At 62.7% G+C, this 23,485-nt stretch carries 22 protein-coding genes; 14 read left to right on the forward strand and 8 right to left on the reverse strand.

Annotation, left to right across the window (positions count from 1 at the left end; genetic code table 11):
- Window positions 1-81: 81 nt before the first annotated feature.
- From rsmA to WBK19_RS08445, 4 genes are read right to left on the reverse strand one after another with little or no spacing between them, the layout of a single operon-like run.
- Window positions 82-858 (reverse strand): 16S rRNA (adenine(1518)-N(6)/adenine(1519)-N(6))-dimethyltransferase RsmA, encoded by a 777-nt coding sequence (gene rsmA, locus WBK19_RS08430; RefSeq protein ID WP_511288736.1) that lies wholly within the window; start codon window positions 856-858, stop codon window positions 82-84.
- A complete protein-coding gene (gene pdxA / locus WBK19_RS08435; protein ID WP_511288738.1) occupies window positions 855-1,844 on the reverse strand; it encodes a 4-hydroxythreonine-4-phosphate dehydrogenase PdxA in 990 nt (329 codons plus the stop codon). Before pdxA ends, rsmA begins: the two co-directional genes overlap by 4 nt.
- Entirely contained in the window at window positions 1,844-3,163 is a 1,320-nt protein-coding gene (locus tag WBK19_RS08440; protein WP_511288740.1) for a peptidylprolyl isomerase, read from the reverse strand. The genes pdxA and WBK19_RS08440 overlap by 1 nt, the downstream gene beginning before the upstream one ends.
- The gene (locus tag WBK19_RS08445) at window positions 3,160-5,706 is read right to left on the reverse strand and encodes an LPS-assembly protein LptD (RefSeq protein ID WP_511288742.1); all 2,547 of its coding nucleotides are present in this window, start codon (window positions 5,704-5,706) and stop codon (window positions 3,160-3,162) included. The genes WBK19_RS08440 and WBK19_RS08445 overlap by 4 nt, the downstream gene beginning before the upstream one ends.
- 100 nt (window positions 5,707-5,806) lie before the next feature.
- Between WBK19_RS08445 and WBK19_RS08450 the strand changes: the two genes are divergently transcribed.
- The 11 genes from WBK19_RS08450 (at window position 5,807) to hemF (ending at window position 17,754) form a co-directional block, all read left to right on the forward strand.
- Window positions 5,807-6,820 carry an aminoglycoside phosphotransferase family protein gene (locus tag WBK19_RS08450; RefSeq protein WP_511288744.1) on the forward strand — a complete coding sequence of 338 codons (1,014 nt, stop codon included), beginning with the start codon at window positions 5,807-5,809 and terminating at the stop codon, window positions 6,818-6,820.
- Window positions 6,821-6,827: 7 nt separating this feature from the next.
- A complete protein-coding gene (gene murU, locus WBK19_RS08455) occupies window positions 6,828-7,511 on the forward strand; it encodes an N-acetylmuramate alpha-1-phosphate uridylyltransferase MurU (protein ID WP_511288746.1) in 684 nt (227 codons plus the stop codon).
- Complete coding sequence (locus tag WBK19_RS08460; protein ID WP_511288748.1) at window positions 7,508-8,806, forward strand: aminopeptidase P N-terminal domain-containing protein; 1,299 nt, start codon at window positions 7,508-7,510, stop codon at window positions 8,804-8,806. The genes murU and WBK19_RS08460 overlap by 4 nt, the downstream gene beginning before the upstream one ends.
- The gene (locus tag WBK19_RS08465; protein ID WP_511288750.1) at window positions 8,799-9,932 is read left to right on the forward strand and encodes an FAD-dependent monooxygenase; all 1,134 of its coding nucleotides are present in this window, start codon (window positions 8,799-8,801) and stop codon (window positions 9,930-9,932) included. The genes WBK19_RS08460 and WBK19_RS08465 overlap by 8 nt, the downstream gene beginning before the upstream one ends.
- Before the next feature lie 67 nt (window positions 9,933-9,999).
- Window positions 10,000-10,872: a 1,4-dihydroxy-2-naphthoate polyprenyltransferase gene (locus tag WBK19_RS08470; protein ID WP_511288752.1), complete on the forward strand. Its 873-nt coding sequence runs from the start codon at window positions 10,000-10,002 to the stop codon at window positions 10,870-10,872.
- A gap of 69 nt (window positions 10,873-10,941) precedes the next feature.
- Window positions 10,942-11,958 (forward strand): tRNA dihydrouridine synthase DusB, encoded by a 1,017-nt coding sequence (gene dusB / locus WBK19_RS08475; RefSeq protein WP_511288754.1) that lies wholly within the window; start codon window positions 10,942-10,944, stop codon window positions 11,956-11,958.
- On the forward strand, window positions 11,955-12,188 hold the full coding sequence (locus WBK19_RS08480) for a Fis family transcriptional regulator (RefSeq protein WP_226496224.1): 234 nt from the start codon (window positions 11,955-11,957) through the stop codon (window positions 12,186-12,188). The genes dusB and WBK19_RS08480 overlap by 4 nt, the downstream gene beginning before the upstream one ends.
- Window positions 12,189-12,193: 5 nt before the next feature.
- Window positions 12,194-13,786 carry a bifunctional phosphoribosylaminoimidazolecarboxamide formyltransferase/IMP cyclohydrolase gene (purH, locus tag WBK19_RS08485; RefSeq protein ID WP_511288756.1) on the forward strand — a complete coding sequence of 531 codons (1,593 nt, stop codon included), beginning with the start codon at window positions 12,194-12,196 and terminating at the stop codon, window positions 13,784-13,786.
- Between the two features lie 130 nt (window positions 13,787-13,916).
- On the forward strand, window positions 13,917-15,194 hold the full coding sequence (gene purD, locus WBK19_RS08490; protein ID WP_511288758.1) for a phosphoribosylamine--glycine ligase: 1,278 nt from the start codon (window positions 13,917-13,919) through the stop codon (window positions 15,192-15,194).
- Between the two features lie 12 nt (window positions 15,195-15,206).
- Window positions 15,207-16,841 carry a diguanylate cyclase domain-containing protein gene (locus tag WBK19_RS08495; RefSeq protein WP_511288760.1) on the forward strand — a complete coding sequence of 545 codons (1,635 nt, stop codon included), beginning with the start codon at window positions 15,207-15,209 and terminating at the stop codon, window positions 16,839-16,841.
- 10 nt (window positions 16,842-16,851) lie between these two features.
- A complete protein-coding gene (gene hemF / locus WBK19_RS08500; RefSeq protein ID WP_511288762.1) occupies window positions 16,852-17,754 on the forward strand; it encodes an oxygen-dependent coproporphyrinogen oxidase in 903 nt (300 codons plus the stop codon).
- A gap of 26 nt (window positions 17,755-17,780) precedes the next feature.
- Here the strand turns inward: hemF and WBK19_RS08505 are convergent, their stop codons facing one another.
- The 4 genes from WBK19_RS08505 to hemC are packed head-to-tail and all read right to left on the reverse strand — an operon-like array spanning window position 17,781 to window position 21,713.
- Window positions 17,781-18,965, reverse strand: a complete 1,185-nt coding sequence (locus WBK19_RS08505) for a heme biosynthesis protein HemY (protein ID WP_511288764.1) — start codon at window positions 18,963-18,965, stop codon at window positions 17,781-17,783.
- Window positions 18,962-19,966, reverse strand: a complete 1,005-nt coding sequence (locus WBK19_RS08510) for a uroporphyrinogen-III C-methyltransferase (protein ID WP_511288765.1) — start codon at window positions 19,964-19,966, stop codon at window positions 18,962-18,964. Before WBK19_RS08510 ends, WBK19_RS08505 begins: the two co-directional genes overlap by 4 nt.
- 32 nt (window positions 19,967-19,998) lie before the next feature.
- Window positions 19,999-20,781, reverse strand: a complete 783-nt coding sequence (locus tag WBK19_RS08515; protein WP_511288767.1) for a uroporphyrinogen-III synthase — start codon at window positions 20,779-20,781, stop codon at window positions 19,999-20,001.
- Window positions 20,778-21,713, reverse strand: a complete 936-nt coding sequence (gene hemC / locus WBK19_RS08520) for a hydroxymethylbilane synthase (protein WP_511288769.1) — start codon at window positions 21,711-21,713, stop codon at window positions 20,778-20,780. Before hemC ends, WBK19_RS08515 begins: the two co-directional genes overlap by 4 nt.
- On the opposite strand from hemC, the gene WBK19_RS08525 reads away from it, so the two are divergent.
- The 3 genes from WBK19_RS08525 (at window position 21,712) to WBK19_RS08535 (ending at window position 23,394) form a co-directional block, all read left to right on the forward strand.
- Entirely contained in the window at window positions 21,712-22,194 is a 483-nt protein-coding gene (locus WBK19_RS08525) for a SoxW family protein (RefSeq protein WP_511288771.1), read from the forward strand. The genes hemC and WBK19_RS08525 overlap by 2 nt on opposite strands.
- The gene (locus tag WBK19_RS08530) at window positions 22,191-22,796 is read left to right on the forward strand and encodes a methyltransferase domain-containing protein (RefSeq protein ID WP_511288773.1); all 606 of its coding nucleotides are present in this window, start codon (window positions 22,191-22,193) and stop codon (window positions 22,794-22,796) included. The genes WBK19_RS08525 and WBK19_RS08530 overlap by 4 nt, the downstream gene beginning before the upstream one ends.
- Window positions 22,797-22,914: 118 nt before the next feature.
- Window positions 22,915-23,394 (forward strand): hypothetical protein, encoded by a 480-nt coding sequence (locus WBK19_RS08535; RefSeq protein ID WP_511288775.1) that lies wholly within the window; start codon window positions 22,915-22,917, stop codon window positions 23,392-23,394.
- Window positions 23,395-23,485 lie beyond the last annotated feature (91 nt).

The following is a 23,485-nucleotide window of genomic DNA, read 5'->3' on the forward strand; positions in this document are numbered from 1 at the left end:
AAAACCCGCCGAGGCGGGTTTTTTCATGGACCCGAGTATTTCAATTTCGGGCCTTTTTTCCGGTTGACCGTGGAGTTCCGGCTACGCCCCGGCCGTCAGGTAATTGGCGATGCGCACGTAGTCCTCAACCGAAACATCCTCAGGGCGCAGGGTCGGCGCGATGCCGAGCTCGGCGAATCCGGCGTCGCTGAGCATGCCTTTCATCGTATTACGCAGCATCTTGCGGCGTTGCGAGAAGGCTGTCAGGACGACCTGCGACAGCTTTTCCTGGCTTTTGGCGGTGAGTTCCGAAACCGGTTTCGGAATCAGACGGACGACGGCGGACTGGACCTTGGGCGGCGGATCGAAGCTTTCCGGCGGCACATCGATGAGCCATTCGAGATAGAAACGGTATTGCAGCATGACCGACATGCGGCCGAAATCAGCGGTACCCGGCTCGGCGACCATGCGCTCGACAACTTCCTTCTGCAGCATGAAATGCATGTCGTGCAGGACATCAACGTAGTCGGCGAGGTGGAAAAGCAGCGGCGTCGAGATGTTGTAAGGCAGATTGCCGACGAGCCGCAGATTCTTGCCAATGCGGGCAAAATCGAAGGCCAGCGCGTCGCCTTCGTGGATGGTCATGCGTTCCGGCGTGTGCTGCTTTTTTAGCCGGGCGATCAGGTCGCGGTCGATTTCGACGACATGCAGGTGATCGACACGCTGCATGAGCGGCTCGGTAATCGCCCCCAGACCGGGGCCGATTTCGACGACAACATCGTCGCGCTTCGGGTTAATCGCCGAAACGATGGCGGCGATGACGCCGTGGTCGACCAGGAAGTTCTGGCCGAAACGTTTGCGGGCGACGTGACCCTTCATTGTGTTTTCCTTGTGGCCATGCGGGCGGCTTCGGCGACAGCTTCGAACAGGCTGCCGGGATCGGCTTTGCCTGTGCCGGCCAGTTCGAGTGCCGTGCCGTGATCGACCGAAGTGCGGATGATCGGCAGGCCGAGCGTGACGTTGATGCCCTTGCCGAAAGTGGCGTACTTGAGCGCGGTCAGGCCCTGATCGTGATACATGGCGAGGACGGCATCGCCCTGGGCGAGGATGGGCGGCGTGAACATGGTGTCGGCCGGATAGGGACCGGACAGTTGCATGCCTTCAGCGCGCAGTTTTTCGAGCACCGGCGTGATAACTTCGATTTCTTCCATGCCGAGGTAGCCACCTTCGCCGGCATGCGGATTGAGGCCGGCAACAAGGATGCGCGGCGCGGACAAGCCGTACTTCCCGCGCAGGTCGGCGTGCAGGATGCGCAGGGTTTTTTCCAGCACATCGGCGGTGATCGCCGCTGAGACGTCCTTGAGCGGCAGGTGCGTGGTGGCCAGCGCGACGCGCAACGGGCCGCGCTCGGTGTCGCCGGCCAGCATCATGACGACGAGCGGGGTATTGGTCTTGTCGGCGAGGTATTCGGTATGGCCGGTGAAATGGACACCGGCGTCGTTGATGACGCCCTTGTGCACCGGCGCCGTGGCCATCGCGGCGAACTCGCCGGACTGACAACCGGCCAGCGCACGATCAAGCAGCGCCAGCACGTAGGGACCGTTGGCGGCATCGAGCCGGCCGGCCTGTGACGCGACGGCGAGCGGAATATCGACGACGTCGAGAATTCCACGGTCAACCGGATTATTGGGGCAAAAATCACGAAACTTTGCCGCCAGCCCAATTTGCGACGCCCGCGCTTCAAGCAGATTGCGGTCGCCAAGAATGACCGGTTGCGCGTCGCCTTCATAGCCGGCCAGACGCAGGCAGAGTTCCGGACCGATGCCGGCCGGCTCGCCGCTGGTCACGGCTATGACCGGGCGCATCACTTTTCTTCGAGTCGGTTTTCGACGTAGGCGCGGTCGCGTAGCTGGCGCAGCCAGTCCTGGTAGGCTTCGTCGAGCTTGCGCTCGCGCAGGGCCTGACGGGCGACGCCGCGCTGACGCTCGGCCGAGACGTCACGCTCGCGGCGCTCGATGACCTGGATCAGGTGCATGCCGAACGGTGACTGGACGACCGGGCTGAGCTCGTTGATTTTCAAAGCGTCCATCGCCCGCTCGAACTCCGGCACGGTGTCGCCCGGATTGAGCCAGCCGAGATCGCCGCCCTTGGGGGCTGAACCGTCCTGCGAGTTGAGTCGGGCCTGCTCGGCAAAATCGACGCCATTGACGATACGTTCGCGAATGGTCTCGAGCTTGCGCCGCGCTTCGGCTTCGGAGACCACTTCGTTGATGCGGATCAGGATGTGGCGCGGATGGGTCTGCTGCACCGAGGCCGGGGCACTGCCACCGCGCTTGTTGACCAGTTTGACGATGTGGAAGCCAGCCGATGAACGCAGCAACTCGCTGACCTGACCGGCCTGCAAACGACCGGCCACTTCGGCATAGAGGGACGGCAGGCGATCCAGCGGACGCCAGCCGAGATCGCCGCCTTGCAATCCGTCCGGCGCATCGGAGAAAGCGGCGGTCAATTGGGCGAAGTTCTCGCCGGCCTGCGCCCGCTTGAGGGCCTGCTCGCCGCGCAGACGCAGCTTTTGCAGTTGCTCGGGGCTGGCCGATTCGGGCGCGCGCAACAGGATGTGGGCCAGCTGGTATTCCTCGCCGCTGCCACCGGCGGCGGTCTGGTTGGCCAGATAGTTGTCGATTTCACCGTCGGAAATAATCAGCTTGCTATCGACCTCGCGCTCGCGCAGGCGAACGGTCACCACTTCGCTGCGGATTTCCTCGCGGAACTGGGCGTACTGCACGCCGTCCTTTTCCAGCGCGGCGCGGAACTGCGGCACAGTCATCTTGTTGCCGGCAGCAATACGGCCGATGGCCTGTTCGAGCTGGTTGTCGTCGACCTTCATGCCCGAATCGCGGGCATATTGCAGCTGAACGCGCTCCATGATCAGGCGCTCCAGCATCTGCCGTTCCAGCACATCCTGCGGCGGCAGCGGCGTTCCCTGCTTCTGCAACTGCTTGAGGGCCGCTTCGAGGCGGGTGCGTAAATCAAAATAAGTGACAACCTCGTCGCCGACGACCGCGACGATACGGTCGGCTTCGATGGGTTCCTCCGGCGCGGCGGACACGGGATGCGCCAGCAGGCTGCCGAGGCAGCAGATCAGGACAAGCAGGTAACGAATAGATGAGGTCATGGTCTTCATTGGGAGGTGAGCAGGCTGCTGCTATTGGGCAGCTCGTTTATCTTGCCATAGCCCGGAATGCTGCGCCGGAGCAGGCCAATCGGATTGGTGCCGATACTACCGAAATCGTTGAGTTCCAGCTGGAAAAACAGCGTGTCGTTAGGTGTGCCGGAAATCGCCGCCAGGCGCTGGCCAACAACGCGAACGGCCCAGCAACCGGCGTTGTACTCGACACCGGCAATCGACTCAAGGGTCTTCTTGTCACGCAGCGAGTAGTTATAGCGGCCGACGGCATACCACTTCGAGGCGATCGGCCACTGCCCGGCAACGTCGATCTGGTCGACGGTCGAATCATTGGTCAGCTGATTGCGCGTATAGCGATAGCTGGCCGACAGGACCTTGCCGAGTTCCGGCTGGAAGCGGACACCGGCCGAAAACCGTTCGCTGACGTTGTCGCGGAAGTTGTACTCCCAAGCCACATCGGTATAGGTTTTTGGCGCAACCAGGCCGTTGACCGCAGCGACCAGATTGGAGAAATCGGCAGTGCGCGTCGTTTCGCCGGTAATCGCAACGCGCTGCGGCTTGAAATAGTGACGCTGGCCGACCATGGCCTTGAAACGCTCGACACCGGTTTCCCCGTCGAGCAGGCGCGTCGTCACGGCGGCGGTCAGCTGATTGGCATCGTTGATCCGGTCGTAGCCGCTGTAGCGATTTTCGGAAAAGATCTGGGCAAAGTTGAAATCGGACAGCGCGGTGTCGAAGAGCGGGATCTCGCTCTGGTCGTTGTACGGAATATTCACGTAGTAGAGGCGCGGTTCCAGCGTCTGGATATAGCCGTTGCCGAACCAGTCGCCCTCGCGCTCGAAAATCATCGTCGAATCGAGCGTAAAGGTTGGCAGAACGCGGTTGAAGCTACTCTCCTGACCGACAAGCTGATTGCTCAACCCGTAATGACTCATGTGCAAGCCGACCTTGGGCGTGATCTGGAAGGCCGGATGGACGAGGGGCAACGAGACCTGCGGATAGAAGACGAGACGATCGCCCTGTATCTTCGTGCTGTCGACATGGGTAAAGCGCGAGAACTGGCCGATCATGCTGATGTCGGTGTGCAGCACATTCGGCCGGTAGCCGGTAATGTTGAGCTGCGGCTCGAGAAAGTACGGACGGGTGATCGGCACCGTCGGGTCAAGCTGCAACGTCTGGTAGCGCAAGACCTGCATGCTGCTCTGCAGCCAGGGCGACGGCGCGTAGCTCAGCGAGACCTGCTTGGGCAACTGGGTCAATGAGGTCTGCAACAGGCGCGATGACATGTCCTGCCAGTAGAAGTCGTCAGAAACGCCGTTCCAGTTGATGGCCGCCGTCACCCCTCGCCCGAGATTGTGCACGTGCTCGATCCGGTAGCCGTAGCGCTGGCGATTCAGCGACTCGTCATTCGGCAGATATTCGGCCCGGGTCGTACCCTGGAAATTGTGGTCGAGGTAGCGCGCCTCGATCCCCAGTTGCGTGCCGCGCTTGCTCATGTAGCGCGGGAACAGGGTCAGATCGTAGTTCGGCGCGATATTCCAGTAATACGGCAAGGTGAAATCGACGCCACTGCGCGTCGAGGTCGAGAAATGCGGGTGCAGAAGGCCGGAACGGCGCTGGCCGTTGAGCGAAAACGAGGCGACCGGCGAATAGAAAAGCGGCACGCCGCCGAACCACAGCGAAGCATGTTTGGCCGTGCCTTCGTTGTTGTCGTAATCGAGATGCGTTTCCGAGGTTTGCAGATACCAGTCTTCCCGACCCGGCTTGCAGGTCGAGAAGGTATTCGAAAAGAAGGTGTACTGGTTCTCACCCTCGAAATCGACGCGTTCCGCCCGTCCGTTCGCTTCCGTCGGGCGCTGCGGTGGCGACTGCGTCGGCAGGCCATAGCTGTTGGCGACATTGAGCATCATCGGCGCGCCAGAGGTATTGGCATTGCTGCCGGCGACCGTAACCACGGTTGGCGTCGAGCTGTAGAAACGGCTCGGCGTTTCCTTGAGAATGCGGTAACGCACGTCTTCGGCCGAGCCAATCTGTTCATCGAGCTTCATTTTCAGATGCGGCGTCTCGATCTCGGTGCCGTCCTGCAGCACACGCACCGAGCCGAAGGCCTCGATCTCGTCGTCGAGCATGCGATAAGTCAGACGATCAGCCAGAATCAGCGACCCCGTCTTGCGCAACTCAACATTGCCCTCGGCCACCGTCAGCTCTTCGGCCTGGCCTTCGATCTGTTCGGCACTGACGAACAGCGGGTAATCGTCATCTTTCTTCAGCACAGCAGGAAATTCGATGCCAACCACGGCAGGCGTCGACGCTTGCCGTTTCTTGCCCTGCACATTGAAGCGGCGTTCCTGGCGGAGGCGAAGCGGCACATCGGCTGCTGCCAACAACATGACTTCGGGCGACTCTTCCGACGCCTCGGCAATCGAGCCGACGCCCGAAAGCTGCAGACGCAGCACGTCATCGGCGGCATGGCTCGTCTGCGCCCCGACAAACAGGCAACAGACAAAAACAGCGAGCGGACGGCGGGCAAAACCGGGCATCAAGGCAATCTATGGAAGTCCGGGACCGGAACGGCCGATGCCCGAGTGTTAAAATCGCGCCATTTTACAACGAAGCGAACCCTAGCCGCTTATGGAACCCATGCCGCGCGATCAACTTGTTACAGACTGGGTTGCCAGTCGCTTTCCCGAACAATCCGTCCACATCACCCCGGCCTCCGCCGATGCCAGTTTCCGCCGCTATTTCCGGCTGACCTGGCCAGACGGCCAGACGCGCATATTGATGGATGCGCCGCCGGAAAAAGAAGACTGCAAACCCTTCATCCACGTCGCCGGTCTGCTCGCCAAGGCAGATCTCGCTGCCCCACGGATCCTCGACAAGGATCTCGACAACGGTTTTCTGGTCCTCACCGACCTCGGCCGCATCGGTTATCTCGATGCGCTGAACGCCGACCTGAGCCTGGCCGACCTGCTGATCCGGCCGGTCCTCGATGTGCTGGTCAAGTGGCAATGCTCATCGACCCCCGCCACGCTGCCGCCCTATGACGGCACCCTGTTGCGGCGCGAACTCGATCTTTTCCCGGAATGGTTCATCAGCCGCCACCTTGGTGTCGAGCTCGATGACAGCGAAAAGTCCATGCTCGACCGGACCTTCAAGTTCCTCATCAACAACGCCCTGAACCAGCCCAAGGTCTTCGTCCATCGCGACTTCATGCCCCGCAACCTGATGGTTGTCGAAAGCGCCGAGCGCCTGACGCCGGGCATCATCGACTTCCAGGACGCCGTCTACGGTCCGATCACCTACGACGTCGTCTCGCTCTTCCGCGACGCTTTCATTTCGTGGGAAGAAGAGCAGGAAATCGACTGGGTCATCCGCTACTGGGAAAAAGCCCGCGCCGCCGGCCTGCCGGTACGCGAGGACTTCGGCGCCTTCTGGCGCGACTACGAGCTGATGGGCCTGCAACGCCACCTCAAGGTGCTCGGCATCTTCTGCCGCCTCAAGTACCGCGACGGCAAGGAAAAATACAGCGAAGACCTGCCCCGCTTCATGAACTACGCCCGCAAAACGGCCCACCGCTACGTCCAGCTCAAGCCGCTGCTCAACCTGCTCGACAAGCTGGAAGGCAACACCGAGCAGGTTGGCTACCGGCGCTAAGGGCAACATGAAAGCCTTCATCCTCGCCGCCGGCCGTGGCGAACGCATGCGGCCGCTCACCGACCACACGCCGAAGCCGTTGCTTATGGCCGGCGGCAAGCCGCTCATCGTCTGGCATCTGGAACGATTGGCGGCGGCGGGGTTCAAGGAAATCGTCATCAACCACGCCCACCTCGGTTCACTCATTGAGCAGACGCTGGGCGATGGTTCGCATTGGGGGCTGCACATCCAGTACTCGCCCGAACCACCGGGCGCACTGGAAACCGCCGGCGGCATCGCCACCGCCCTGCCGCTGCTCGGCAACGAGCCGTTTCTGGTGGTCAATGGCGATGTTTATTGCGATTTCGATTTTGGCCGTTTTTTCCGGTTGACCGTGGAAGGCTGGAAACCGGCCGCCCATCTGGTCATGGTCGCCAATCCGGCGCATCACACGGGCGGTGACTTCAGCCTGGACGGCGAACGCGTCATCTACGCCAACGGCGAGCAAACCTTCACCTACGCCGGCATCGGCGTCTTCTCGCCAGCCTTCTTTGCTGACGTCCAATCCGGCACGATCATGAAACTCCGCCCACTACTCGACGCCGCCATCGCCGCCGGAACGCTGACCGGGGAACGCTTCGCCGGCCGCTGGGTCGATGTAGGTACGCCACAACGTCTGGCCGAACTGGATCAGGAACTCAAAAACGCATGAGCCACGCCCACTTTCTCGCCCGCCGCAAGCGCCTGTTGAAAACCATCGGCGACGGCGTCGCCATCGTGCCGACCGCGCCGGAGGTCATCCGCAACCGCGACGCGCATCACCTCTACCGCTTCGACAGCTATTTCTGGTACCTGACCGGGTTCCCGGAACCGGAAGCCGTCGTCGTTCTGATCGGCGGCAAGAGACCCAAGTCCATCCTGTTCTGCCGCGAGAAGCATGAAGAGCGCGAAATCTGGGATGGCTATCGTTACGGGCCGAAGGCGGCCAAGGTCGCTTTCGGCTTCGATGCGGCCTACCCGATCGAGCAACTCGACAAGAAGCTGGCCGAATTCCTCGTCGACCGCGACACGCTGTGGCACGCCATCGGCCACGACGCCGAGTGGGACAGCCGCATCGCCAAGGCGCTCAACGAAGTCCGTGCCCAGACCCGGGCTGGCAAACGGGCGCCGCGCGCCATCCACGACCTGCGGGCCGAACTCGACAGCATGCGTCTGGTCAAGGACAACGCCGAAGCCGGCATCCAGCAACGCTCGGCCGACATCGCCAGCGCCGGCCACGCCCGCGCCATGCACGCCTGCCGCCCCGGCATGGCCGAATACGAACTCGAAGCCGAGCTGACCTACGAATTCCGCAAGCGCGGCGCCGACGCCCATGCCTACACACCCATCGTCGCCGGCGGCGCCAACGCCTGCGTGCTGCACTACGTCTCCAACGACAAGATCCTTAACGACAACACGCTGGTCCTCATCGACGCCGGCTGCGAAGTCGAAGGCTACGCGGCAGACATCACCCGCAGTTTCCCGGTCAATGGCCGCTTCAATGCGGCACAGAAGGACGTTTACCAAATCGTCCTTGCCGCCCAGGACGCCGCCTTTGCCGCCACCGCCCCGGGCCGCCATTTCATGGAAGGCCACGACGCTGCCGTGCGCGTGCTGACGCAAGGGATGATTGACCTCAAGCTGCTCACCGGCGACATCGAAAATCTGATCGAGAAGGGTGACTACAAGCGTTTCTACATGCACCGCACCGGCCACTGGCTTGGCCTCGATGTGCACGACGCCGGCGAATACAAGGTCGGCGACGAGTGGACCCGGCTTGTGCCCGGTATGACACTGACCGTCGAGCCCGGACTCTACATCCGCCCTGGCGCCGACATTCCGCCGGCGCTGGCCGGCATCGGCATCCGCATCGAAGACGACGTGCGCGTCACCGAGACCGGCTGCGACGTTTTCACGACGGCGCCGAAAACGGTCGCCGAAATCGAGGAAGTCATGCGCCATGACTGAAACGGTCGACATCCTGATCATCGGCGCCGGCCCGGTCGGCATGACGCTGCATCTGGCGCTGGCCGCCGGTGGTCAGAAGTCTCTGCTGATTGACCGTCAACCGCAGCAAGCCCGGCAAGACGACCCGCGCGCCCTCGCCCTGTCACACGGCGCCCGCCAGTTGCTGGAACAGATCAACAGCTGGCCGACGCGCGCCGCGACGCCAATCGAAACCATCCATATCTCGCAAAAGGACGGTTTCGGCCGGACACTGATCGACCATCAGGAATACGACCTGCCCGCCCTCGGCTACGTCGTCCGCTATCGCGATCTGGCCAGCGCACTGGCCGCCAATCTGGCCGCTGACGCCGTACTGTCAGAAGCCGAAATCCTCGACATTACGCCGGGCAATGAGTACGTCACCGTCGCGCTGCGCCATGCCGGTCAGTTGCGCACCATCCAGACCAAGCTGCTCGTCCACGCTGAAGGCACGCCAGCCGACGATCCGGCCGTCAAAGTCAGCGACTACGAACAGCACGCCGTGATCTGCGAAGTCACGCCAACGCCAGGCCACAACAAGCGCGCCTGGGAACGTTTCACCCCCGACGGCCCGCTCGCCCTGCTGCCGCTCGGCGACGAATTTTCCATCGTTTTCACCCTGCCCCCGGCCAAGGCCGACGCCGTCATGGCCATGGACGACGAAACCTTCACGGCAGCCCTGCAAGCCCAGTTCGGCCAGCGCATGCGCTTCGCCAAGCCCGGCCCACGCAGCCGCTTCCCGCTGTTTCTTCGCTTGCGTGACACATTGGTCAAAGACAACGAAGTATGGATCGGCAACACGGCGCAAACCCTGCACCCGGTCTCCGGCCAGGGCTTCAACCTCGGCATCCGCGACGCCTGGCAACTATCCGAAATTTTGCTCAAAAACGGCGTTGACCGTAGCAATCTCGAAAACTACGCCGCCAGCCGCCGCCTCGACCGACGCGGCAGCGCCTTCTTCACCGACCAGATCGTCCGCACCTTCTCCAACGATTTCGGCCCGCTCAAGCTGGCCCGCGGCCTCGGCCTGCTGGCGCTGGACATCTGCCCGCCGGCCCGCCACTTCGTCGCCAAGCGCATGATCTGGGGCGCCCGCGCCTGGCCTTGATCCAGCCTAAAGGCAGCAACCCCGGGCATCGGTTACAGTGCCGCTCCGCCCATCCGCCCACTGACGCATGAAAACAAGCACCGCCTGGTTCCTCGCCTGCCGCCCTAAGACGCTGTCCGTCTCGCTGTCGCCGGTGCTCGTCGGGACGGCCGTCGCCTGGCACGACAGCGGCACGCTGCTCTGGCTGCCGCTGCTCGCCGCAGCGTTCGGCGCGGCTTTCATCCAGATCGGCACCAACCTGTTCAACGACGTCGGCGATTTCCTGCGCGGTACCGACACGCCGGATCGCCTCGGCCCCAAGCGCGCCACGGCCGAAGGCTGGCTGACACCGAACATGGTCAAGGCCGGCGCCTGGCTCAGCTTCGCCCTGGCCTTCCTGTGCGGCATCTATCTCGTCGCCCACGGTGGCTGGCCCATCGTCGCCATCGGCCTCGCCTCGCTGGCCGCCGGCTGGGCCTATACCGGCGGTCCGAAACCGATTGCCTACGGCCCGCTCGGCGAATTTTTCGTCTTCATTTTCTTCGGCCTGGTCGCCGTCGGCGGCAGCTATTACCTGCAAACCTTGGGGCTGACAGCCACCGCACTGCTTGCCGCGGCGCTGGTCGGTCTTCACGCCGCCGCGGTGATCACCGTCAACAATTACCGCGACCTCGACGGCGATGCGCAAAGTGGCAAACACACGCTGGCCGTCCGCCTTGGCCGGCCACTGACGCGCCGCCTCTATGCCGCCGAAATGCTCGCGCCCTATGCCTTGCTGCCGCTGCTCGCCGGGCTTGGCTGGCCGGGCGCGCTGCCGCTGCTGTCGCTGCCACTGGCCGTCAAACTGATCCGCCGCTTCAACAGCGACGCCCCCGGCCCGGTGTTCAACAGCATCCTCGCCGCCACCGCCGGATTACAGCTTGTCTTCGCCCTGCTGTTAACACTCAGCTTTACAATTTGACTATTTTTTAGGCGCCGACTCAGGTAAAATTCCCGGCTTCCCGAGATTCGCCAGAGCCCTCGTACGCCCATGGAATTTGCCGGTTTCCAGCTCCGAAATAATTTGTTTGTTGCTCCCATGGCCGGCGTGACGGATCGTCCTTTCCGCCAGCTGTGCAAGAAAATGGGCGCCGGACTGGCCGTGTCCGAAATGGTCACCTCGAACTCCCTGCTCTATGGCAGCGCCAAGACGCTGCGCCGGGCCAATCACGAGGGCGAAGTTGCACCGATCTCAGTGCAGATCGCCGGCGCTGATCCCAAGATGATGGCCGAAGCTGCCAAGCACAACGTCGACAACGGCGCCCAGATCATTGACATCAACATGGGCTGTCCGGCCAAGAAGGTCTGCAACGTGATGGCCGGCTCGGCCCTCATGCAGGACGAAGAGCAGGTCGGGCGCATTCTCGACGCGGTCGTCGCTGCCGTCCCGAACACCCCGGTCACGCTGAAATTCCGCACCGGCTGGAACATCGCCAACAAGAACGCGCCGACCATTGCGCGCATCGCCGAATCGGCCGGCATCCGCGCCGTCGCCATCCACGGTCGTACCCGCTGCCAGCAATACACCGGCGAGGCCGAGTACGACACCATCGCGCTGGTCAAGACACTGATCCGTATCCCGGTCATCGCCAACGGCGACATCACGACGCCGGAAAAGGCCAAACACGTCCTCGACGTCACCGGCGCCGATGGCATCATGATCGGTCGCGCCGCCCAGGGCCGCCCCTGGCTATTCCGCGAGATCGAACACTTTCTGAAAACCGGCGAGCACCTGCCGCCGGCCAGGGTCACCGAGATCCACAGCATCCTGCTGGCGCACCTCGAAGACCTTTACGCTTTCTACGGCCCGGAAACGGGGTTCAAGGTCGCCCGCAAGCACATCTCCTGGTACACCAAGGGATTGGTTGGCTCAGCGGCCTTCCGTAAGGAAATGAACGTCCTGCCCAGCATCGAACAACAGATGCAGGCAGTGAACGAGTTTTTCATCCGCCAGGCGGAAGAAAACGATATTTTAAAATATGACAAAGAGGAGGCGTTGGCAGCATGAGCCAACATGATTTGGGGCAGTGCGTCATCAACGCACTGGAGCAGTATTTCCGCGATCTGGATGGGGAAAAACCGGGCGCGATCTATGACATGGTTTTGAAGAGCGTCGAAAAACCGATGCTTGAAGTGGTGCTCGCCAAGGCCGGCACCAACCAGACGCTGGCGGCGGAGATGCTCGGCATCAACCGCAACACCCTGCGCAAGAAACTCACCGAACACCAACTACTGTAATCGCCATGACCATCAAGCAAGCACTGATTTCCGTTTCCGACAAAACCGGCGTTCTTGAATTCGCCCAGGGCCTTGCCGCCCAAGGCGTCAAGCTGCTGTCCACCGGCGGCACCGCCAAGATGTTGCGCGACGCCGGCCTCGCCGTCACCGAAATCGGCGACTACACCGGCTTCCCGGAAATGCTCGACGGTCGCGTCAAGACCCTGCACCCGAAGGTACATGGCGGCATCCTGGCTCGTCGCGATCTGCCGGAGCATCTAGCGACCATCGAAGCCCACGACATTCCGATGATTGACTTGGTCTGCGTGAATCTCTACCCGTTTGCCGCCACCATCGCCAAGGCCGGCGTGACGCTGGAAGATGCCATCGAGAACATCGACATCGGCGGTCCGGCCATGGTCCGTTCTTCGGCCAAGAACTACAACGGCGTCGCCATCGTTACCGATCCGGAAGACTACGCGCCGCTACTCGCCGAAATGAGGGCCAACGCTGGCGCCCTGCAACTGGCGACCCGCTTTGGTCTGGCCAAGAAAGCCTTCACGCACACCGCCCGCTACGACAGCATGATCGCCAACTGGCTGACCGGCCTTGATGAAGGCGCCGAAGCCAAGCCGGCCGAAGCTGCGCCGGTCCCGGCCATCTTCCCGGCCAAGCTGCAACTGGCTTTCGACCGCGTAGAAACTCTGCGCTACGGCGAAAATTCGCATCAGTCCGCCGCCTTCTACCGCGAACCGAACCCGGTCGCCGGCAGCATCGCCGCCTACACGCAGCTGCAGGGCAAGGAACTGTCCTACAACAACATCGCCGACTCCGACGCCGCCTGGGAATGCGTCAAGTCCTTCGATGCCCCGGCCTGCGTCATCGTCAAGCACGCCAACCCGTGCGGCGTGGCCATCGACGGCACGCTGCTCGGCGCCTATGAAAAGTCCTTCAAGACCGACTCGACCTCGGCCTTCGGCGGCATCATCGCCTTCAACGGCGAAGTCGGCATCGACGTCGTCAACGCCATGAACGAGCGCAAGCACTTCGTCGAAGTGCTGATCGCCCCGTCTTTCACCGCTGAAGCCAAGGCCGCACTGGCCGGCAAGACCAACCTGCGCGTCCTGGTCGTGCCGATTTCCCGCGTACTCAATACGCTCGAATACAAGCGCGTCGGCGGCGGCCTGCTGGTCCAGACGCCGGACAACTTCACGGCCCAGGCATCCGGCCTGAAGATCGTCACCAAGGTCCAGCCGACCGCCCAGCAGATCGAAGACCTGCTCTTCGCCGAGCGCGTCGCCAAGTTCGTCAAGTCCAACGCCATCGTCTTCTGTGGCAACGGCATGACGCTCGGCGTCGGGGCCGGCCAGATGAGCCGCGTCGATTCGACCAAGATCGCCAGCATCAAGGCCCAGCACGCCGGCCTCGACCTCAACGGTTCGGTCGTTGCGTCGGATGCCTTCTTCCCGTTCCGTGACGGCGTCGATGTGCTGGCTGAAGCCGGTGCCAAGGCGGTCATCCAGCCGGGCGGTTCGATGCGCGACGAGGAAGTCATTGCTGCGGCCGACGAACATGGCTTGGCCATGGTCTTTACCGGCGCCCGCCACTTCCGCCACTGATTTCATGTCCGGCTACGCCCTGACTTTGTCGACTTCGCCTCGCCGTGCAATAGCACTGTCTTCGGCTCGTCTTCGCGTCATGGCTTTGCCGGCCACGAAATCATTTCGGACATAACAAGGAAACAGCCCCATGAAACTCCTAGTAATCGGTTCCGGCGGGCGTGAGCACGCCATGGCTTGGCGTCTGGCCCAGACCCAAGGCATGCAGAAGGTTTACGTTGCCCCGGGCAATGCTGGTACGGCGCGTGAGCACGAGCTGGAAAACCTGAACATCACCGACCCGGAAGCGCTGGCTGATTTCGTCGAGCAGAACAAGGTTCACCTCACCGTCGTCGGCCCGGAAGCGCCTCTGGCAGCCGGCGTCGTCAACATCTTCCGCGCCCGCGGCCTGAAGATTTTTGGGCCAACCAGAGAAGCCGCCCAGCTCGAATCCTCCAAGGATTTTGCCAAGCGTTTCATGGCCCGGCACAACATTCCGACGGCTGGTTTTGAGACTTTTTCCGAGTCGACCGCAGCACACGCTTACATCGACAAGCAGGGCGCGCCGATTGTCATCAAGGCCGACGGCCTGGCTGCCGGCAAGGGCGTCGTTGTCGCGATGACGCTGGAAGAAGCGCATGCCGCGATCGACGACATGCTATCCGGCAACAAACTCGGCGATGCCGGTGCCCGCGTCGTCATCGAGGATTTCCTCGACGGCGAGGAAGCCAGTTTCATCGTCATGGTCGACGGCAAAAACGTCCTCGCACTGGCCTCCAGCCAGGACCACAAGCGCATCGGCGACGGCGACACCGGCCCGAACACCGGTGGCATGGGCGCCTATTCGCCCGCACCGTGCGTCACGCCGGAAATCCACGCCCGGGCGATGCGCGAAATCATTCTGCCAACCGTGCGCGGGATGGCTGCAGATGGCATCCCGTTCACCGGCTTCCTCTATGCCGGCCTGATGATCGGCAAGGATGGCTCGCTCAAGACACTCGAATTCAATTGCCGCATGGGCGACCCGGAAACCCAGCCCATCCTCATGCGTCTGAAGTCCGATTTCGTCGATCTGCTCGAACACGGCATCGACGGCACGCTCGATCAGGTCGAAGCCGAATGGGATCGCCGCATTGCGCTGGGTGTTGTCCTTGCTGCTGCTAACTATCCGGACACCCCGAAGAAGGGCGACGTCATTCAGGGCCTGCCGGCTGGCAACAGCTTCGGCGACGATGCGCACGTTTTCCATGCCGGCACAGCCGAACAGGACGGCAAGGTCATCACCAATGGTGGTCGCGTGCTGTGTGTCACGGCATTGGGCGAAAACGTCAAGCTGGCACAGAAACGCGCCTACGAGGCCGCTGTGCAGATCAGCTTCGATGGCATGCAGTTCCGCAAGGACATCGGCTACCGGGCAATCTCCCGCTAAGGAATCAGGGCGATGATGCCATGGTTCGGCAGCAGTCTGAAAATGCGGATTGCCGTCGTATCGGTTCTGCTGTTTCTGGCCGGCATCAGCCTGATTACCTTTTTCGCCACGCGCATCCTGCATGACGACATGCAGGAGGTGCTATCCAACCAGCAGCTGACCGCAGTCAATTACATTGCCCGGGATATCGACGCCAAGGTGACGTTGCGACTGGAGAGCCTGAAGCGGGTCGCGCTGAATATGCCGGAAGCGCTCTTCAGCGACCCACCGGCGATGCAGATATGGCTGGAAGACCGCAAGGCCATCCACACCCTGTTTCCGATTGGCTTGATGGTGATCCCGCCCGATGGCGGGCCAACCATCGGCGAGGCCCCGCGCCTGCAAAACCGGCCGAAATCCTTTGGCGACCGTGACTGGTTTATCGGGGCGACGACGACCCGCCAGCCCTTCATCAGCAAACCCCTGATCACCCGGGCGACCGGAGAACCGGCACTGGTCATGGCCATTCCCGTTTTTAACAAGCAACAAAAACTGCTCGGGATTCTCGCCGGAATCGCCCCGCTGGCCGCTCCGGGTTTTCTCGACCTGATTCTCGGTACCAGCCCCGGAAAAAATGGCAGCTATCAGCTCATTGATCCACAACACCACCTCTTTGTGCTGGCCTCGGAGGTCAATCAAGCCGTCACGCCGATGCCCAACACCGGCGACGATCTGGTGCTTGATGCTGCGGTCAACGGCCAGCGCGGCATCAAGATCATTCGCAACGCAGCCAGCCAGCACGAACTGGTCGCCACCGCCGAAGTGCCGCGCGCCAACTGGCTACTGGTTGCCCGGCAACCGACTGGCGATGCCTTCGAGCCGGTCTCGAACACCCTGCGCAACACGCTGTTGATCACCGCCCTGCTCTCGTTGCCGAGCATCATTGTCCTGCTCGCCGTGCTCAATCGACTGCTCAAGCCTATCGCCCTGCTTGCCCGCGAACTTCACGAAATGGCCGAAGGAAAACGCCCGATGCAACCGGTGGCGACCCACACAGCCGACGAAGTGGCCGACGTCGGACATAGCTTCAATCGTCTGCAGGACCGCCTCCTGGAGCAGGAGCAACGCCTGGCGGAGATGGCCCACCATGACATGCTGACTGGCCTGCCGAATCGCCGGCTGATTGACGAACGACTGGAAAGCGAGCTGCACCGGATCCAGCGCAACCACTTCGGACTGGCCCTGCTTTTCCTTGACATCGATGGCTTCAAGCCGGTCAACGACACGCATGGCCATGGCATCGGCGACCGCGTGCTAGGCGAAATTGCCCGCCGCCTGCAGGCCGCCGTTCGCGATGTAGACACCGTCGCCCGCCTCGGCGGTGATGAATTCCTGATCCTGCTCACCGATACGGAAAAGCCGCAGAAAGCCGCTGAGCGGGTTGCCCAGAAATGCATCGATGCCCTATCCGAAGTGATCGTCATCAACGATCTGCAGATTCATGTCGGCGTTTCGATCGGCATCGCCACCTGCAGCTCTGAACAAGCCGGGACGACAACCGTCAAACAACTGGTCAGCCAGGCCGACAGCGCGATGTACCGGGCCAAGGCGGCAGGCCGAAACCGCTACGAACTGCAGTCGCCGGCCATCCCCCCAACAGATTCCTGAAAACACAAAAATGAGTATCGACACCGCCCAGCTAAAAACCTATTTCACCGGTCTGCAGGCCCGTATTGTCGCCGAGCTTGAAGCCTTTGACGGCCAGCCATTTCGCACCGACAGCTGGCAGCGTCCGGAAGGCGGTGGCGGCATTTCGCAGCTGATCGAGGAAGGCAGTTTCTTCGAGCGTGGCGGCGTCAATTTCTCGCACGTCACCGGCAATTCGCTGCCCGCCTCGGCTACCGCAGTCCGTCCACAACTGGCGGGCCGCGCCTGGGAAGCGATGGGTGTTTCGCTCGTTTTGCATCCACGCAACCCGTACTGCCCGACGGCGCACATGAACGTGCGCTGCTTCGTCGCCCGCAAGGAAGGCGAAGAGGATGTCTGGTGGTTCGGCGGCGGCATGGACATGACGCCTTACTACGGTCAAACGGAAGATGTGGTCCATTTTCACCAGACCTGCAAGGATGCGCTGGCGCCGTTCGGCGACGAGGTCTATGCGAAATACAAGAAGTGGTGTGACGAGTATTTCTTCCTCAAGCACCGCAACGAACCGCGCGGCGTCGGTGGCGTGTTTTTCGACGACCTCAACGAAGGCAGCTTCGAGCGCTGCTTCAATCTGACTCAGTCAGTCGGCAACGCCTTCACCAAGGCCTACCTGCCGGTGCTCGCCAAGCGCCGCGACACGCCTTACGGCGAGCGCGAACGCGATTTTCAGGCTTATCGGCGAGGGCGTTACGTCGAGTTCAATCTGGTCTGGGATCGCGGCACGCTGTTCGGCCTGCAGTCGGGCGGCCGCACCGAATCGATCCTGATGTCGATGCCGCCGATCGTGAAGTGGCGCTATGACTGGCAACCGGAAGCCGGCACGCCGGAAGCCGAACTTTATGAAGTCTTCCTCAAACCGCAGGACTGGGTTTGAGATAAAAAGCCAGGCGCCAGCGGCGCCTAGCGGGCGTCCAGCAGCGCGCTGGCCCGGTAATGTTTGTTGGCTTCTTCGGCCCGGTCGAGCTGGTCGAACAGCCGGGCCAGTTCGAGGTGTCCCTGCTGCGACGGCTCAACCGACAGCGAAGCCTCCAGATAGCTTTGCGCCTTGCCCCACAGACGCTGGCGGATGCACATGCGGCCCAGCGCCTTGAGCAGGCGGGCATCATCGGGGTGCTGGCGTAACCAGCCTTCGGCCTTGGCGATGCGGGCGGTCTGCTCGCTGTTGGTCAGGCGGCCGTAAATGGCCACCAGCTCGGGTTGCCACTCTTCGTTCTTGACCGCATCGAGCACCGTTTCGATCAGTTTCTGCGTCTCAGCCTCGGCGCCCAGAACGACCAAGGCGCGTGCCGCTGCGAGGACGACGCGGCGACCACGCTCGTCTTCGGGTACCGTGCGCAAATAGGCCGTCAGCTTGCCCTGATCGGCGACGCGTTTGGCGATGTTCCCGAGATGAGCCTGCGTGCAGATTTCGCGGACCACTTCAACCGGCAGCGCATCGCGCTTGACCAATTGACGGGCCAGTTTGAGCACGCCATCCCAGTCGCCGACACCCTGACGGGCGCGCAACTCGAGACGTAGCGCAGCGATATGGCGCCCCTGCTTGCCCTGCAGTTTTTCGAGAGCGGCCAGTGCCTCGTCGAAACGACGCGCCTCGTTGGCCATTTCGGCGTCGAGCATGAGCGTCGCCGCTTCGGTCCGCGGATCGTCAGTCTTGGCGTGTTCCAGCCAGTATTGCTGCTTTTCCGGCTCGCGCATGCGCTGGGCGGCGCGGGCGGCGATCAGCGCCGAGAGGCCAGGGGCCGTACCGGCGCCGTGGGCTTCAGTGGCCTTTTTCAAGGCCTGGCCGAAACGACCTTCGAAGAGCAGACGAACGGCGTCCTGAAAGACCAGTGCGGCACTTTCACGCTGGCGCTGGGCGCGGTATTCGCGCACGCGTTTGGGCAGGCCGAAGGTCACCGCCAGCGCCCGCGTGCCGGCATAGAGCACGAAGAACAGGGCGAGCAGCGCAATGATGAAAAGATTGAGCGAAACCTCGGCCCGCCACGGTGGAAAAACCACCAGCACGTAGCCATCGTTATAGCGGGCGCCGAGGGCGACGGCGACGGCCAGTCCGCACAGGGCGACAATCCAGAACAGCCCTCTCACCGCTTTTCCTTGCCCGGACGCAAGTTGCGCAAGGCTGCCTGGCTATCGTTGAGGGTTGGCAGCTCGACGTTGATTTCACTCGCTGTCATCTGGCGCAGCGTGGTCTGTGCCGTCTGGACGGCTTTGTCGCTGGCTTCGAAATGGCGGTTCAACATGTCCTGGGCAACTTTGAGCTCGTTGCGGAAGGTCCACTGATCGCGTGCAAACAGGGCGAGGCGGGCATTGAGCAGGCGCAGCTTGAGATTTTCACGGAGCAGGTAGCCCTGACCGGGCGCCAGCAGCGCCACGTCCTCGCGGTCGAAGCGCTGAATCCGAACGAGGCCTTTCACTTCCTGCCAGATGGCGCCGCCCGTGCGCTGCCACCAGGTTTTCGACTCGGCAGCCATTTCATTTTCAGCCGATTTTTCCGGTCGACCGTGGGAAACCAGCGGCAGCTTGTCGACACCGACCAGCACCTGTTCCAGACGCAGGCTGATGCCCGGCATATCGACGAAAGGCAGCGCGTTGAGGCGGGCCAGATCCTTGGCCAGCGCCTTGCGCAGGGGCAGGTGAGCCGGGCGGTCGAGGCGCGCCAGTTGGGCGTCGGCTGTCTGCAGTGCGAGCACGGCGACCGGCAGATTGCCGGCCAGTTGCAGTTGTTGCCCGGCGAGCACGATGGCCTGTTCGACTTCAATCAGGGCAAGTTCTTCGCGGCTGCGCGCGATGTCCTGATACAGAGCCTGCAAGGTCGTGGACTGGGCCTGGAACTCGGCGATCTTGCCATCGACGGCGCCGAGGCGGGCCTGCAGTGCTTCGACCTGCTCACGCGACAGTTTCTGGGCACCGCGATCTTCCTTGTTAGCGGTGTCGAACTCGGCCAGTTTCTGGCTGAGTTCCTGTTGGACATCGAACAGCCGCTGGCGGGTTTCGAACCACTGCCAGCCAGCCAGCGTCAGCGCAGCAATGGCCACGAACAGCCACGGGCTGATCCGCTTGGCGCGCGGCGCCGGGAGGTAGGTCATGGTCGTCGGGGAGGGATTTTCGTTTTCGGGCATCATGCCGGCCAATTATAAGCAACTAAGCCGGCGAGAATGCCGGCGTCGGCTGCATCGGTAAGGAGAATGTTGCTTAAACCCAAAGCCCGGGCATTTTCGGCAATACGGGCGTGGGGGACGAAGAGCGGCGTTTTTTGCAGGAAGGCACGGCCCTCAGGATCGAGAAGGTCGACCAGATAACGCAGACCTTCGCTGCTCGATACGGTCAGCGCATCAAGGCTACCAGCACGCCATGCCGCCATCAGCGGCTCGACGCCACAAGATGGGCCGGAACGACGATAGCAGGTGACGCAATCGACCGTCGCACCGCGTTCGCGCAGGGTGTCGGCGAGCAGTTCGCGACCGCCATCGCCACGAAAAATGGCGACACGTTTGCCGCTGACGCGCTCAGCTGCCAGCTCCGGCAACTCAAGCAGGGCTTCGGAGTCGAAACGCTCGGTCGGGGCAATGCAGCCGGGGATACCGCGCTCGGCCAGCACTTTCACCGTGCCTTGGCCGACTGCGGCTGGGATCAGCGATTCAGGCCAGGCTCGCTGCGCCAGCAAAACCGGCAGCGCGTGATCGGCGGCGTTCGGGCTGATGAACACCGCCAGGGCATAGTCGCCCAGCCGGGCAGCCGCGTCGGCCAGCGGTTGCGAATTGGCAGCCGGCGATATTTCAAGCAGCGGGAAAATCAGCGGTGTACCGCCGACGGCAACGATCGCCTCGGCCAGGGGCGCAGCCTGCGCCTGCGGCCGGGTGACAGCGATGGTTCGGCCGGCGAGCGGGCCGTTATGAGTCATTTGCAGTGCGCGAGCTTTTCCAGAATCGCGTCGGCGCCCTTGGCGCGCAGTTCGGCTGCCAATTGCAAGCCGAGCGCTTCGTCGTTGGCCGGGTTGCCGCGCAATTCGGCGCTGACCACTTCCTTGCCGTCCGCGGTGGCGACGAAACCGCGCAACCAGAGCTGACCATTTTCGATGATCGCGTAGCCGCCGAGCGGCACCTGGCAACTGCCGCCCAAAGCGCGCGAGAAGGCGCGCTCGGCCTTGACGCAGTGAGCCGTTTCCGGATCGTTGAGCGGGGCGACAACGTCGGCCATGTCGGCCGCGCCATCGATCAGTTCGATGCCCAGCGCGCCCTGACCGGGGGCCGGCAGAGATTGTTCTGCGGTCAACACGGATTTGATGCGACTTTCCATGCCCAGGCGGATCAGGCCGGCGGCGGCCAGGATGATCGCGTCGTATTCGCCGGCATCGAGCTTCTTCAGGCGGGTATCGAGATTGCCGCGCAGGCTCTTGATGACGAGTTGCGGGTACTTGGCGCGCAGGATCGATTCGCGGCGCAGGCTGGAGGTGCCGACGATGGCACCGGCCGGCAGGTCGTCGAGACCGTTGTATTTGTTCGAAACGAAGGCATCGAGCGGATTTTCGCGGGCCGAGATGGCGGCCAGCACGAAGCCTTCCGGCATGACCATCGGCACGTCCTTCATCGAATGGACGGCGAGGTGGGCCTTGCCTTCCTGCATGGCGACTTCGAGTTCCTTGATGAACAGGCCCTTGCCACCGATTTCGGCGAGCGGCCGGTCTAGGATCTGATCGCCCTTGGTGGTCATGCCGAGAATGACAACTTCGGTTCCGGGATTTAAACTCGATAAGCGTTCTCTGACATGCACCGCCTGCCACATGGCCAGACGGGATTCGCGGGAGGCAATGACAATCTTCGAAGGACGGGACATGAGCAGGCAATGGGCAGGGCTTTTGGGAGGGCTGATTCTAGCATGGCTGGCCGCACCATCCTGGGGTGCGACCGACCTGCCAGCCGCCATCGACCTGCGCGCTGAATCGGCACAAGCGGCCAGGGCCGGCGGCCCGCTGATCGTTATCTACAGCCGCCAGGACTGCAAATATTGCGAAGCGGTCAAACGCGACTACCTGAAACCACTCGCCGCCAACCCGCGCTTTCGTGACCGCGTGGTTATCCGGCAGATCAATCAGGATGGCGAAACCCAGGCGCTCACCGACTTCAAGGGCGGCGCCTCGACCCACGCCGGCGTCGCTACCGCCGAAAAGGTCAAGCTGGTGCCGGTCGTCGCCTTTTATGGCCCGGATGGCCGCCAGTTGGCCAATCCTATCGTCGGCGCCCGGCTGCCTGATTTTTACCAGAGCTACCTCGAAGACGCCGTCGAACAATCGGCCCGCGACCTGAAAAAGCCATGAGCGAGGCCATCAAGCCGCCGGAGCAGCGTCCGGAACACCCGGATTTCTGGTGCAAGCGCTTCGGCGAAGGCGTCACACCGTGGGATGCCGGCAAGGTGCCGGATACCTTTGCCGACTTCATCGCCCGCCAACCGGCGCCGCTCAATACGCTGATCCCGGGCTGTGGCAGCGCCTGGGAGGCGGCCCATCTGGCTGAAATCGACTGGCCGGTCACCGCACTCGATTTTTCGCCAATCGCCATCGAGACGGCGCGAAACATTCTGGGCAATGCTCCGGTCGACTTGGTCTGCGCCGACTTTTTTACCTTTTCGCCAGCCCGGCCCGTCGAGCTGATCTACGAACGCGCCTTCCTCTGCGCCCTGCCGCGCAAGCTGTGGACCGACTGGGGCAGGCGCGTCGCCGAACTGCTGCCGGCGGGCGGGCTGCTCGCCGGCTTCTTTTTCCTCTGCGACCAGCCGAAAGGCCCGCCTTTCGGCGTCCTGCCCGACCAACTCGATGAACTTCTGGTTGCCAATTTCGAGCGCATCGAAGATCGGCCAGTCAGCGATTCGATCCCGGTTTTCGCCGGCCGCGAACGCTGGCAGGTCTGGCAGCGGCGATAGTTTCCCCATCGCATTTCCGGGCCTGGGCACCCCACTTACAATTTGTTTCAGGTCGCCGGGTCATCCCGGCAACGATTGAACGCGTTATATAGCCACACCCCAACGAGGAACACACAACATGAAACGCATCTTGATGGCGATGGCCATGACCGTCGCCGCCGCTACCCTCAGCGCCCCCGCCTCCGCCCAGGTCTCGGTCAATATCGGCCAACCGGGCTTCTACGGCCGTCTCGACATCGGCGGTTTCCCGCCCCCACCGCTGCTCTTTCCGGAGCCGATGATGATCCAGCGCGTCCCGGTCAGCCGTCCGCCGCTCTATCTGCGCGTGCCCCCCGGCCATGCCCGCGACTGGCGCCGTCATTGCCATCGCTACGGGGCCTGCGGCGAACGCGTCTATTTCGTGCAGGACAACTGGTATCGACACGAATACGCCCCGCGCTATCAGGAGCGCCATATCCACCGTGACCGCGGCCGTGATGGCTACCGCGATGACTATCGCCGCCATGAGCGACGCGACCATCGGGACGACCATCGCGGTGATGACCGCGGACGTGGTCGCGGCGATGACCACGGTCGCGGGCACGGCCGCGATCACTAGCCGGACTGATGGCGCATGGCCTGCCTGACAGGCCATGCAGCCCGCTGAGGCGGGCCGCCAGCCCCCGGCCGGTTTGGCGTATCATCGACGG

The organism is Azonexus sp., assembly GCF_049652925.1.
GTDB lineage: Bacteria > Pseudomonadota > Gammaproteobacteria > Burkholderiales > Rhodocyclaceae > Azonexus.